We start from the raw sequence: 11,611 nt of genomic DNA, 5'->3' as shown, positions 1-11,611 counted from the left end.
TCTATGGGCTCTGTCACACTGGACGGAGCACCAAAGCTGCGTTTGTGAGGAGTGACGATGCGGGACGATCAACGACGCGATTACGACGAGCAGGAACTCCGTGTCGGAGACCACAAGAACAGTGCGGCCGGCGTCACCGGTGTCGCGGTCGCGTTGAAACGCTCGTTTCGCGAAATGGGGATCGTTCGGTCGGCCGAGACGCTTCGCGAGCTCAACCAGGCGGAGGGCTTCGACTGCATGAGTTGCGCGTGGCCCGATCCCGCTCCGGGGCACCGGCATGCTGCGGAGTTCTGCGAGAACGGTGCAAAGGCGGTTGCCGAGGAAGCCACTCGCGACCGGGTGACGCCCGAGTTCTTCGCGCGGCACAGCATCGACGACCTCGCGCAGCACAGTGAGCTGTGGCTCGGCAAGCAGGGGCGCATCACCCACCCGATGGTCAAGCGTCCCGGCGCCACCCACTACACCCCGATCGAATGGGACGACGCCTTCGCGCTGATCGGCGAGCAGCTGCGGTCGCTGGACAGCCCCGACGAAGCCCTCTTCTACACCTCCGGCCGCGCGTCGAACGAAGCGGCGTTCGTGTACCAGTTGTTCGCCCGTGCCTTCGGAACCAACAATCTGCCCGACTGCTCGAACATGTGTCACGAGTCCACGAGCATCGCGCTGCAGGAATCGATCGGTATCGGCAAGGCCAGTGTCACGCTCGAGGACGTCCACCACGCGGAGCTGATCGTTCTCCAGGGCCAGAACCCGGGCACCAACCATCCCCGCATGCTCACCGCGCTCGAGAAAGCCAAGCGCAACGGCGCGAAGATCCTCGCGATCAATCCGCTCCGGGAAGCAGGTCTGGTCAACTTCCGTAACCCGCAGACCCCGCGCGGGGTGGTCGGCCGGGGAACGGACCTCGCCGACCTCCATCTGCCGATCGCGGTGAACGGCGACCTCGCACTGATGCAGGCGATCGGATCGCTCCTCGTCGAATGGGATGCGCTCGATCACGACTTCGTGCGGGAGTACACGACCGGGTTCGACGACTGGAAGCAGCACGTCCGGAACGTCGACTGGGACGAGGTGATCGCAGCGACCGGGCTGTCGCGGCAGGCGATCACGGAGGCGGCCCAGATGTTCCGCCGGTCGAAGGCGACGGTCTTCTGCTGGGCGATGGGTGTGACGCAGCACCGCAACGCCGTGGCAACCATCAAGGAGATCTGCAATCTCGCGTTCGCGCGGGGAAACATCGGTCGACGGGGTGCCGGCCTCATGCCCGTGCGTGGGCATTCCAATGTGCAGGGCGACCGCACCATGGGCATCTGGGAGCGGCCCCCGCAGCACTTCCTCGACGCGCTCGAGAAGGAGTTCGGGTTCGACCCGCCGCGCGAACACGGTTTCGACACCGTCGATTCCATTCGTGCGATGCGGGACGGCAAGGCGAAGTTCTTCCTCGGCCTCGGCGGAAACTTCGTTCAATCGGCGCCCGACACCGTCGTCACGGCCGAAGCGATGTCCGGAATCGACATGACCGTCCAGATCTCCACGAAACTCAACCGGTCCCACCTGGTGTGCGGGGAGACCGCGCTCATCCTGCCGACGCTGGGACGCACCGAGAAGGACGTGCAGGCGTCCGGTCACCAGTTCGTGTCCGTCGAAGACACCGAATGCTCGGTCCACGCCTCACGTGGCCCGCTCGAACCTGCGAGTGAGCATCTCCGGTCGGAGGTTTCGATCATTACGGGCATCGCCGAGGCGACGATCGGAGACCGCTACGGCCTCCAGTGGAAGGCGATGCGCGACGACTACGCGAACATTCGCTCGCACATCTCCAGAGTCGTTCCCGGTTGCGAGGGTTACGAGGTCAACGTCCGCCGACCCGGAGGATTCATCCTCCCGCACCCGCCGCGTGACACTCGTACCTTCCAAACAAAGACGGGGAAAGCAGAATTCGCGGTGTCCCCGATCGAGGTCGTTCAGGTGCCTCCGGGGCATCTCCTGTTGCAGACGCTGCGCAGTCACGACCAGTTCAACACCACCATCTACGGGCTGAGCGATCGCTACCGCGGTATCGAGGGCGGTCGTCGTGTGGTGTTAATGCATCGTGAGGACATCGCCGCGGCCGGGCTCGACCCGGGCGACATCGTCGACCTGTTCACCCGATGGGACGGTGACGAACGGGTGCGCTGCGCTCATCGGTTCCGCGTCGTCGAGTACGACGTGCCGCGTGGGTCTGCGGCGGCCTACTACCCGGAGACCAACCCGTTGGTCCCTCTCGATTCCACTGCACTCGAAAGCAATTGCCCCACCTACAAATCGGTGGTGATTTCGATCGCGCCCACGGGCACCCGCAGCAGCGACTGCCCCGACGTGGGCGGCATGCAGAAAGTGGGATCCGACTGGTCGCACAAGACGCATCCCCAGCCGGAGCATCTCTCGTAGCGCTGCTTGTGGAGTTCAGAGAATCCCCTCGCGGAGGAGCGTCTCCGCGTCCGCGAATGTGCGGGCGCGGCGGCGGATCGCCGGGGGGCCGGGAGGATTCCCGTTCCACTGATCGAACAGCGTGCTCAGGCTCAGCACAAGGCGTTCCGGCGACTCCCACTCGCGCCACCGGCCGAATTCCGGGCTACGCACGAGTTCTCGTGCCGCCTGCAAAGGTGAGAGGCCCGCGTTGTGCCGGTCACGGCCCGCTTCGTTCACCCATACCCAGTAATCGCGTAGCGCGAGGATCTCTGCGCGGCCGCACAGCGGTCCGTGCCCTGGAACGTAGGTCGCGGCGTCCCACGACATCAATCGCTCGAGTGCAGAGAACCAGTTCTCGATCGGCCCGTGCCACAGGATCGGCGTAGAACCGATGAAGAGCAGATCGCCGGCGAACACGACACCCGCGTCGGGAACATGGGCGACGAGATCGCCGGCGGTGTGACACGGCCCGAGCTGCTCGAGTTCTATTCTGCGGTCGCCGATTTCCACGATGTCGCGTGTGTCGAAGGTGCGGTCGGGCAGGCGTGGGGTGCGGCGCGGCAAGCGAGCACCGCCGCGCACGCGGGCAACATACGCACCTGCCGGGCCGACCGGCCCCGGAAGCCTGCCGAGCACCCCGCCGATCCCCGCCAGCACACCGAGCGCCGCGGGCGGAAGGTCCTCGTGCATGCCTGCCAAGGCGGCCCGGCTCGTCGTGATCCGCGTGGACGGGGGAAGAGTGTCGTTGCCCCACCAGTGGTCACCGTCGCTGTGGGTGTTGACGGCCTCGGTGATCGGCGCGTGCGCGACGAGAGGTTGCTGCACATCCGCCACGCGCCTCGCCCACGCGGTGTCCCAGACCGTGTCGACGACCATCGACGCCGTACCCGAAGCGACGATCAGCCCGGTGTTGGCCTCGCCCCAACCTCCCGACGGACGCACGAAAGCCCATACCCCGTCGCCGATCTGTGTGAGTCCGCTCATCGTCCGCCCCCGTAGTCGTCCCCAGCGTGTTCGCGGGTCAGGTTACTCGCGGCGGTGCCGGGGCGTTTCGAGGCGCGGGAGCCCGGGTAGCCGGTCGGATGCCGCGAGCCGGCCGCCGGCCGGCGCCGAGGGATGAAATCGACAGGAGTCATTTCGCATGAAGCTCACCACCGTCCTCGCCACCGCCGCAGCGACCACCGTGACCGCGATCGTCGGTTCCATCGCTTCACGCGAAACGGACTCGCGGTGGTATCGCAAGCTTCGTAAGCCCGGTATCCAGCCTCCTCCCGCGGTCTTCCCGGTGGTGTGGACGGCGCTCTATGCGGATATCGCGGTGACCTCGGCGGTCGCGATCGACTCGCTGGACGAACGCGGGGATCACGACGGCCGGCGCAAGTACATCACTGCGCTCGGCGTCAACCTGGTTCTCAATGCGTCCTGGTCGTGGATGTTCTTCGCGTGGCACCGCCTTGTGCCCGCGACGTTGGTGGCCGCTGCGCTGGCCGCGAGCACGGTCGACCTCACCCGCCGGACGGCGGCGGCGAACCCGACGGCGGGTGCGGCGCTCGCTCCCTACGCCGGATGGACAAGTTTCGCGACGGTGCTCTCCGGGCGGATCACGCAGCTCAATCGCTGATCGCTCTCACGTGACGGGGGCGGTCCCGCGCGAAGCGACTGCCCGCGTGGGCGATGATGGAACCATGCTCGAAACATCGGTGATCATCGGGATCGGCTCCATCTGCATCGGCTTCGTCTTTTTTCTCCTTGCGGCGACGGGAGCACGGTCACGCTGGGACAGGAAGGTCACGATCACGCTGTTCGTGATCGCCATCGTGTTCATGACGATCATCCCGGTGATCGGTGCCGTCGGCTTCGCCGCCTGACCAGCCTCTGTACCGAATTCGGCTCGACACGGGGATTCAGGACCGAAGCCGACCGCAATCGTTTCTACCGTGGCAGCATCGACGGAATCCGGAAACGAGGAGTGGTCATGAGCCAGAGCACAGTCACCGGTGAACACGCGGACATCCTCGAGATGCTGGCCGAGCAGCGCGAGATGTTCCTCATCACCGTCCGCGGAATCGACAACGAACAGGCCCGCACGCGCTCGACCGTGAGCGATCTGACGCTGGGTGGCCTCGTCAAGCACGTCGCGAACACCGAGCGGTCCTGGATCGAGACGATCCGCGAGATGGACGAAAACTCCGCGGTCACGGACATGGATGCGCTGATGGCGCAGTACTTCATGCGCGACGACGAGTCCCTCGCCGATCTGCTCGAGGTTTACCGCGCGGTCGCGGACGCGACGGAGGAGTACGTCGCGACACTCGACCTGAACCGCCAGGTACCGCTTCCGATTGCTCCGTGGACCCCCACACGGGAATGGATGAGTGCCCGCAAAATCCTCATCCACATCATCCGCGAGACTGCCCACCACAGCGGACACGCCGACATCATTCGTGAATCACTCGACGGCGCCAACACGACGAGACAGCGCGGCGAGGCCGCGGGCATGGAATTCGATTGATCGCCCCGGACTCACGGCGACGGTTCGGTACAGGATGAGCGAGACGTTCGAGGACGCACTGGCGGAGCGACTGTCGACGGTCCTGGGCGCGGCGTGCGTCTTCACCGGCGTCGAGCGGCTCACCGGAGGGGCGAGTCGCGAGACCTGGTCGCTCACGACGAAGTCCGATCCCGCGTTGCCACCCGAACTGATCCTGCGCCGCGACCCGCCGGGCCGAGAGGACCCAGGCCGAATGTCCATGGAAGCAGCGGCTTTCGTGGAGGCGGGCAGAGTGGGGGTCCCCGTACCGGAGATCGTGGACAACAGCGGCGGCGAGCCGTTGCCGGGTATCGGCTCGTACCTGGTGATGTCGCGACTGCCAGGCGAGGCGCTGCCGCAACGACTGCTTCGCGACGAGAGGTTCGGTTCCGTGCGAGCGCGCCTACCGTACGACCTCGGGCGCACGCTCGGCCGACTGCACCGGATGGACCCGGTCGCGGTGCCGGGCCTTCCGGACCACGACCCGCTGGAGTTCCTGCTCGGCGAATACACACGGACCGGAGGCCCGCTGCCCGCGCTGGAAGCCGCGTTCTCCTGGCTGAGAGACAACCGGCCACCCGCAACACGAAAGTCTGTCGTGCACGGCGACTTCCGCAACGGGAACATCCTCGTCGACGAGGACGGCATCCGGGGAGTGCTGGACTGGGAGTTGGCGCACCTGGGCGACCCGATGGAAGATCTCGGCTGGTTGTGCACGAAGACATGGCGATTCGGGTCGCCGCACCCTGTCGGAGGATTCGGGTCACGCGACGACCTGTTTCGCGGTTACGCCGACGAATCCGGGGTGTCACCCGATCCGGACGTCGTGCACTGGTGGGAGGTGTTCGGGTCGCTGCGCTGGGCGGTCATCTGCCGGATGCAGGCGATGCGTGCCGACGACGGCGGAGACAACACCCTCGAACTGCTCGCCATCGGCCGTCGTGTCGCGGAATGCGAACGCGACCTGCTGGATCTGCTCGGTGTACCGGCGAGCGCGACCGGTGATGTCGTACGGGCCGGTGACGATCCGGCAGACGATTTGTTCGGCACTCGGCGCATCGGCGAATTGCTGCGGGCGGTCCAGGATTTCGTCGTCGATGCGTCGGCGGGGGCCGACCCGAGGTCCGTCTATCGATCTCGTGTCGCCGCGCATGTTCTCGGCATCGCCGCGCGTGAGTCGGAGGTCGGATACGCGCTGCGAGAAGAATTTCGCACCCGGCTCGGGGAGCTGGGCTATCGCACGGAATCCGAACTGGCCCTCGGTCTGCGAGCAGGTGATATCACTCTCGAGGAGACGCCGGTCGGCTGCGTCGTCCGAGACCTGGTCGACACGCGGCTGAGGGTCGCCAACCCGCGGTATTGAGCGTCGGCGCGGGTTCTCCTGCCGCACTTGTGGCGGATGACCCGGGTGCCCGGGCATAGGCTGGTCCGGTACCGATCCTCACCTCGAGAAAGGCTCGATTGTGCCGAAGCCTCCGGTTCCTGCCGCCGTTGCCGAGTTCCTTGCTCAGCCCAATTACGCAACCATCAGTACGCTGCGGGCGGACGGGCAACCGGTGTCGGTGCCCACCTGGTACATGTACGAGAACGGACGCATTCTCGTGAACATGGACGAGGGACGAAAGCGGCTCGAATACCTGCGCCACGACCCGCGCGTGAGCCTGTCCGCGATGGATCCCGAGGATTGGATCACCCACGTCAGCATCCAGGGCAGGGTGGTGGAATTCGTGGACGATCCGGATCTGACTGACATCGACCGCATTTCGGCGCACTACACCGGTCGCCCTTACCATCAGCGCGACAGGCGGCGGGTGAGCGCGTGGATCGAGATCGACCACTGGCACGCGTGGGGGCGACTCGCGAACGCCTGATCGGTCGCTATCGGTTGGCGGAGGGCTACCGCCCCAGCCGGGAGGCTACTTGTCGCAGGCGATGCCGTCCTTGTCTCTGTCCAGGTGAGGTGCATACCCGGGTTCGCCTCTGAGGATGGGAGCAGCACCTGCTGCCCTTGCCTCACTGCAGTTCTTGTACGACGCGACCGGCTCCGGCGGCTCCGGCGGAGGTGTGTACTCCGTCATGGGTGGAGGCGTGTACTGCGTCACCGGAGGCGGGGTGTACGCCGGGGCAGCCGGTGGCGTGTATTCCGTTGTCGTGCTGGTTGTCGTTTCGATCTGAGGGACCAACGGCACCGGAGCCTCCGTGGTTGTTGCCGGTGCCGGCGTCGTGGTTCGGAGTGTTGTCGTCGTCGTGGTGGATCGCGCCGTCGTTGTGGTCGGAGCTGCCGAACTGGTCGTAGTAGACACGACCGAAGACGAAGCAGGCGCCGGTTGTTCCTCACCCACAGCTGCTCCGAGGGCCATCAGCCCCACGAATCCGGCGCCGACCGCCCACGGCCACTTCCGGCGCTTCTTTTCATCGCCGGCGGGCCGGTTGCCTCCTGGATCGACGGAACCGAAGACCTGAGTAGGAGTCTCGCTACCTTTGGGCCTGGTTTGCTCGGTCCACTGCGCACCATCCCAATAGCGATCGATGGACGGGTCGAAGGGGTCGGGATGCCAGCCGGCAGGAGGATTCATAGTCGATCCGTTCTGAGGAAGTGTGTTCCGTCAGAACGTCGGGGATACCGGTCGGTTTGTTACACCACAGGGAGCGCCGCGCGTCAGATGACGCCCATCCGCTTCGCGGAGTTGCGCACCTGGAACGCCATCACGATCAGCAACGCACCGAACAGGATCGCGTAGATGCCGACCAGGAAGATCAGGCTCAGGATGCCTTCACCGGGGAAGATGAGAAGGATCAGGCCGAACACCACCGCGAGGACACCGGCGATCACCGACCAGACCCACCCGGAATCCGGGACCTTCCGGAATCGAAGGCCGCCGACGATGCCGGTGATGCCGTACAGGATCGCGTAGAAGGCGATCACGTACAGCAGGACCAACGCGGTGATCCCGGGCCAGACGAGGGCCACGATGCCGGCGACGACGGACACGACACCCATCGCGAGCCACCAGCCCCACCCGGCGAGCGCCGCACGGTCGCGTACCGCGTGGGCACCGAGCACGACTCCGTCGACGATGGCATAGATCGCGAAGACGATGACCAGTGCCCACACCGTGATGTCGGGCCACACCAGCGCGACGATGCCGAAGAGCACGGCGAGAATGCCGCGTATGAGCACCACCCACCAGATTTGCTTGAACAGCGACCTGAACGGGTCGGAGGGAGAAACGGGGTTCGCGGACATGGGAACTCCTCGTGGGGACACCTCGGAAGTCGTGATCTTGGTGTGCCAAGAATAGGCCCGCGGACGCGGTCGTGACCCGAAAACGGTCCCGCTGCATTGCGTGGGTGCGGCCCGTTCGCAGACGGGTCGGTGGCATCGTGAAAACTGATGCGGCAGGATTCGCCGCCGCGACCCCGGTGGACCTGCGACAGAAAGCGAGGCGAAGTACTGTGTGGCCCGACCATTGGCCGAAGACAACCCAGCGGATCGCGTCCGCGACCGACGCGGCTCTCACTGCTGCGAGCGCCGGAGCGAGCGACCTGTTCGGCGACGCACTCGACGATCTCGCCGGCCTGCCGTACGAGACGGTCACCGCGGTCCATGCCGGGATGATGCGTGAGCTGTTCGAAGAACTTCATCCCGACGGCTTGACGGGCGAGGATGTACAGGCCGTACTCACCCGAGCGGTGCGCGACGGTGTGCGGTGGCTACCGTCGATACAGCCCGACGCGGTGGTCGCCGTCGTTACCGGCGCTCTGGGCGTGCAGGACGTCGAGGCGACGGATCCTCGTATCGCACCGGAGCAGTACCTCACCGCCGGGTTGCTGGTACTGACCGATCTTCTCGCCGCGCGGAAGGTTGCCCCCGGTCCCTGTCTGCGCCGGGCAATTGCGGAGATCGAACGGTCGGAAACGATGGAGATGCCCTGATCTCGCAGCGCCGGATGCGGTCACGGCCTGCCGACGATCGGGGTGCTGACCAGGAGAACGTCTGATCTCGACGTCGCGAGCATCTTCATCACGGCAATGGCGCTGCTGCTCAACGGAATCGGTGAATCACTCGGTGTCGATATCGCGCTCGGCCGAGTCGGGGACACACTCATCGGCGTGGTGGTGGGTGTTCGGTCGCCGCGGTGACTATCCACCGCGGCGACCGACATCACCTGTCGTCCTGAACTCAGGAGTGCGCTGCCTCGAAGCGTTCGAGGATGTGGGACGGGATCCGGCCACGCGAACTGACGTCGAACCCCTCGTTGCGGGCCCAGTGGCGGATCGCCGCGAGTTGTTCGGGGGAACGGGTGGACGGAATGGTCTTGCGCTTGCGGGCCGCCCGTGGCCGGGACGGCTTGATCACACGCTCGGTGGCTTCTGCCCGTGCTGCCGGCGTGCGCGTACCCGGGGGCCTCTTCAGCCACGGGCGAAGTACGGCCCAGAATTTGTCCGCGTTGGCCGGGCGGAGGTCGATTTCGTATTCGACGTCGTCCACGGCGATTCGAAACGACTGCGCCAGACCATCGGCGATGGGTTGACCATCGATGTCGTCGAAATATTCGACGCGCACTTTCTGCGCCACACTATTCTCCTTGTCCCCGAATTATTGCGAATGCGACGCTAGTTGTTACTCCGGGGTATGTTCAAGTCGCGCACATAGAATGCGACTCGATCGACGAAATGATCGAAGAAAAATTCCGGTTCCGTCCCGACGACGATGTCGGCGTCCGGATCTCGTCCCCAGATTCCCGACCAATCGGCAACCGTCGTCCCCCGGGTGATCCGCCCGTCGAGTTCGACGTCGACGGTCGCTGGACGCGTCACATACGGGACCGTGCCGAGCGCGACCGCTGCCGCGAACGGATCGTGCACGTGGGCGAGGAACCCGAGGTTCTGATCGCGGTGGAACTCCATGTAGAACCGCAGTGCGTCCGACAGGTGACGCACCACGGGCACCGAGGCCCGCGAACGGCGGCCGCAGGGGTCGTCCTCCGACAACTCTTCCGGGGGAACGCTTCCCGCGAGTTCGGCTATACGTGCCACGTGGACAGGCCGCATCTCGATCGACTCGGTCGTATCCAGCGGGCAGAGCAGTGGACGCCGCCGGGGGTCGAGCCCCGCGAAGGCATCGAACACGACTTTCGCCGCTTCCGGATCGACCGCCACATTCCACTCCGACGTGGGGGTGGTGTTGCCCGGATGGTTGAAGCAGCCTCCCATCACCACCAGCCGGCGGAGGCGGCCGAGCACGCCGGGATCGAGACGCAAGGCCAGCGCTAGATTTGTCAGGGGTCCTGTGACCAGGCCCGTCAATTCCCCGGGCCGCTCACGCGTCAGTTCGACCCACGCTTCTGCGGCGGTGCGTGCGGACGGCCCGTGTGACGCATCGGGCAACTCCGCGTATCCCACTCCGCGCGGACCGTGCGTGTCCTCGGTCGTCATCAGCGGCGCGACGAGGGGCACCGCCGACCCGACGGCGACCTCGATGTCCGACCGGCCGCACACCTCCAGCCACGCAAGGGTATTCGTAGTCACCTGCGCGACCGGAACGTTTCCGGCGGTGCACAGTACCGCGGCGATCTCGGCCTCGGGACTCGCCAGCAGGTACAGCAGTGCGAGGGCATCGTCGATGCCGGTGTCGACGTCGACGATCATCGGGACGGGCCCCGGCGACGGCTCGGGTCGGTGTACGTGCACCGTCTTATCTTCACCCATCGCTCGCGGTATCGGGCGCCGGGGCGTCCCCGGTGAACAGGCTCACACATGCCCTTGCAACAATCCGGGAATGCCCCAGCGCCCGGAACGTGGATTCTTCACAGAAGCCGACGGTGTCTACACGCCGACGAAGTACGCGGCCAGTCCGTGGTCGGACGCGATGCTCAACGGGCCGTGCGTGAGCGGGCTCGTCGCCCGAGAACTCGAGAATGCCCACGCACCGGAAGGATTCGTCCCGGCGCGCTTCACCCTCGACCTGTTCGCACCGGTCCGCAACGAGACGATCACGTTCACCACCACGCGTGTCCGCGACGGAAACCGGATCCGTGTGGCCGATGCGAACCTGATCCAGGACGGGAAGGTGTCGGCGCGGGCCACCATCGTGTACCTGCGCCGGTCGGCGCAGCCCCCCGGCTCCGTCTGGACCCGGGACGAACATCCCGCACCGCCACAAGAGGTGCTCGATTCACCGCCGGCTACCGACACCTACTCCTGGTACAGCAGCGACGGCCGCTGGTCGCGGGGAAGGTCGGAGCACCAGAACGCGGGCCGTAAACGCCTGTGGTCGAGGCAACTTCCGGTGATCGTCGGGGAGGAACAGTCGCCGTTCGTCAACATCGCGATGGTGGGCGAAGGAACCAGCTTCGTGACCAACTGGGGCGACGAGGGTGTGGGTTACATCAACGCGGACGTGACCCTCGCGTTGTCGCGTCTGCCCGAAGGGCTGGAAGTGGGTGTGGAGGCGGACAACCACATCGGCACCGACGGCGTCGCGGTGGGCACGGCCGTGCTGTTCGACAGGCTCGGTCCGTTCGGGACCGGCGTGGTCACCGCGCTGGCCAATGCGCACCGGCAGGTCGACTTCGGCTGACCCGCTCCGCTCCGGTGACCGAGATCGAATGGCCGCGTTTGTCCGAA

General features: G+C 65.9%; 15 protein-coding genes and 1 pseudogene. 10 read left to right on the top strand and 6 right to left on the bottom strand.

The features are described from left to right. Positions 1-57: 57 nt before the first annotated feature. Entirely contained in the window at positions 58-2,430 is a 2,373-nt protein-coding gene (locus RDCOP1_RS11900) for an FdhF/YdeP family oxidoreductase (protein ID WP_072700771.1), read from the top strand. A 15-nt stretch (positions 2,431-2,445) separates the two neighbouring features. On the opposite strand, the gene RDCOP1_RS11895 is transcribed toward RDCOP1_RS11900, so the two are convergent. Beyond that, positions 2,446-3,435, bottom strand: coding sequence for an MBL fold metallo-hydrolase (locus RDCOP1_RS11895; protein ID WP_072700729.1), 990 nt, complete (start codon positions 3,433-3,435; stop codon positions 2,446-2,448). 157 nt (positions 3,436-3,592) lie between these two features. On the opposite strand from RDCOP1_RS11895, the gene RDCOP1_RS11890 reads away from it, so the two are divergent. From RDCOP1_RS11890 to RDCOP1_RS11870, 5 genes are all read left to right on the top strand, one after another. Further along, positions 3,593-4,072, top strand: coding sequence for a TspO/MBR family protein (locus RDCOP1_RS11890; protein WP_072700727.1), 480 nt, complete (start codon positions 3,593-3,595; stop codon positions 4,070-4,072). A 64-nt stretch (positions 4,073-4,136) separates the two neighbouring features. Then, positions 4,137-4,319: a hypothetical protein gene (locus RDCOP1_RS11885; RefSeq protein WP_072700725.1), complete on the top strand. Its 183-nt coding sequence runs from the start codon at positions 4,137-4,139 to the stop codon at positions 4,317-4,319. Positions 4,320-4,426: 107 nt separating this feature from the next. Next, entirely contained in the window at positions 4,427-4,963 is a 537-nt protein-coding gene (locus tag RDCOP1_RS11880) for a DinB family protein (protein ID WP_072700769.1), read from the top strand. 34 nt (positions 4,964-4,997) lie between these two features. Then, a complete protein-coding gene (locus RDCOP1_RS11875; protein WP_072700723.1) occupies positions 4,998-6,344 on the top strand; it encodes a phosphotransferase family protein in 1,347 nt (448 codons plus the stop codon). Between the two features lie 100 nt (positions 6,345-6,444). Next, on the top strand, positions 6,445-6,852 hold the full coding sequence (locus RDCOP1_RS11870; protein WP_072700721.1) for a PPOX class F420-dependent oxidoreductase: 408 nt from the start codon (positions 6,445-6,447) through the stop codon (positions 6,850-6,852). Between the two features lie 45 nt (positions 6,853-6,897). Here RDCOP1_RS11870 and RDCOP1_RS21810 read toward each other — a convergent pair whose 3' ends face one another. Further along, positions 6,898-6,969, bottom strand: a complete 72-nt coding sequence (locus RDCOP1_RS21810) for an excalibur calcium-binding domain-containing protein (protein WP_231923068.1) — start codon at positions 6,967-6,969, stop codon at positions 6,898-6,900. On the opposite strand from RDCOP1_RS21810, the gene RDCOP1_RS21805 reads away from it, so the two are divergent. Next, the gene (locus RDCOP1_RS21805; RefSeq protein WP_231923100.1) at positions 6,968-7,156 is read left to right on the top strand and encodes a hypothetical protein; all 189 of its coding nucleotides are present in this window, start codon (positions 6,968-6,970) and stop codon (positions 7,154-7,156) included. The two genes, RDCOP1_RS21810 and RDCOP1_RS21805, sit on opposite strands and share 2 nt — an antisense overlap. Positions 7,157-7,458: 302 nt before the next feature. Here the strand turns inward: RDCOP1_RS21805 and RDCOP1_RS21800 are convergent. Then, positions 7,459-7,557 (bottom strand): annotated as a pseudogene (locus RDCOP1_RS21800) (DUF2510 domain-containing protein); the annotation flags it as partial. Between the two features lie 83 nt (positions 7,558-7,640). Then, positions 7,641-8,228: an HdeD family acid-resistance protein gene (locus tag RDCOP1_RS11860; RefSeq protein WP_072700717.1), complete on the bottom strand. Its 588-nt coding sequence runs from the start codon at positions 8,226-8,228 to the stop codon at positions 7,641-7,643. Between the two features lie 209 nt (positions 8,229-8,437). On the opposite strand from RDCOP1_RS11860, the gene RDCOP1_RS11855 reads away from it, so the two are divergent. Continuing rightward, positions 8,438-8,917, top strand: coding sequence for a hypothetical protein (locus RDCOP1_RS11855; RefSeq protein ID WP_072700767.1), 480 nt, complete (start codon positions 8,438-8,440; stop codon positions 8,915-8,917). A gap of 42 nt (positions 8,918-8,959) precedes the next feature. After that, positions 8,960-9,124: an FUSC family protein gene (locus RDCOP1_RS21340; protein ID WP_143152194.1), complete on the top strand. Its 165-nt coding sequence runs from the start codon at positions 8,960-8,962 to the stop codon at positions 9,122-9,124. Between the two features lie 40 nt (positions 9,125-9,164). Here the strand turns inward: RDCOP1_RS21340 and RDCOP1_RS11850 are convergent, their stop codons facing one another. Then, a complete protein-coding gene (locus RDCOP1_RS11850; RefSeq protein WP_072700715.1) occupies positions 9,165-9,560 on the bottom strand; it encodes a histone-like nucleoid-structuring protein Lsr2 in 396 nt (131 codons plus the stop codon). 38 nt (positions 9,561-9,598) lie between these two features. Further along, positions 9,599-10,633 carry a nucleoside hydrolase gene (locus RDCOP1_RS11845; protein ID WP_231923069.1) on the bottom strand — a complete coding sequence of 345 codons (1,035 nt, stop codon included), beginning with the start codon at positions 10,631-10,633 and terminating at the stop codon, positions 9,599-9,601. A gap of 130 nt (positions 10,634-10,763) precedes the next feature. On the opposite strand from RDCOP1_RS11845, the gene RDCOP1_RS11840 reads away from it, so the two are divergent. Further along, positions 10,764-11,564, top strand: coding sequence for an acyl-CoA thioesterase domain-containing protein (locus RDCOP1_RS11840; protein WP_072700710.1), 801 nt, complete (start codon positions 10,764-10,766; stop codon positions 11,562-11,564). Positions 11,565-11,611 lie beyond the last annotated feature (47 nt).

This window comes from Rhodococcus coprophilus NBRC 100603 (genome assembly GCF_001895045.1).
In the GTDB taxonomy this organism is placed as follows: domain Bacteria; phylum Actinomycetota; class Actinomycetes; order Mycobacteriales; family Mycobacteriaceae; genus Rhodococcus; species Rhodococcus coprophilus.
Note: the sequence above shows the minus strand (reverse complement) of the source record. Positions and strands in the feature narration are given on the sequence as shown.

What these genes read in the sequence shown, in the direction of transcription:
- RDCOP1_RS11880 (WP_072700769.1), top strand. Translation starts at nt 4,427, where the DNA reads ATGAGCCAGAGCACAGTCACCGGTGAACACGCGGACATCCTCGAGATG.
- RDCOP1_RS11840 (WP_072700710.1), top strand. Translation starts at nt 10,764, where the DNA reads ATGCCCCAGCGCCCGGAACGTGGATTCTTCACAGAAGCCGACGGTGTC.
- RDCOP1_RS11860 (WP_072700717.1), bottom strand. Translation starts at nt 8,228, where the DNA reads ATGTCCGCGAACCCCGTTTCTCCCTCCGACCCGTTCAGGTCGCTGTTC.
- RDCOP1_RS11895 (WP_072700729.1), bottom strand. Translation starts at nt 3,435, where the DNA reads ATGAGCGGACTCACACAGATCGGCGACGGGGTATGGGCTTTCGTGCGT.
- RDCOP1_RS11875 (WP_072700723.1), top strand. Translation starts at nt 4,998, where the DNA reads ATGAGCGAGACGTTCGAGGACGCACTGGCGGAGCGACTGTCGACGGTC.
- RDCOP1_RS11890 (WP_072700727.1), top strand. Translation starts at nt 3,593, where the DNA reads ATGAAGCTCACCACCGTCCTCGCCACCGCCGCAGCGACCACCGTGACC.
- RDCOP1_RS11885 (WP_072700725.1), top strand. Translation starts at nt 4,137, where the DNA reads ATGCTCGAAACATCGGTGATCATCGGGATCGGCTCCATCTGCATCGGC.
- RDCOP1_RS11900 (WP_072700771.1), top strand. Translation starts at nt 58, where the DNA reads ATGCGGGACGATCAACGACGCGATTACGACGAGCAGGAACTCCGTGTC.
- RDCOP1_RS21805 (WP_231923100.1), top strand. Translation starts at nt 6,968, where the DNA reads ATGGGAGCAGCACCTGCTGCCCTTGCCTCACTGCAGTTCTTGTACGAC.
- RDCOP1_RS11845 (WP_231923069.1), bottom strand. Translation starts at nt 10,633, where the DNA reads ATGATCGTCGACGTCGACACCGGCATCGACGATGCCCTCGCACTGCTG.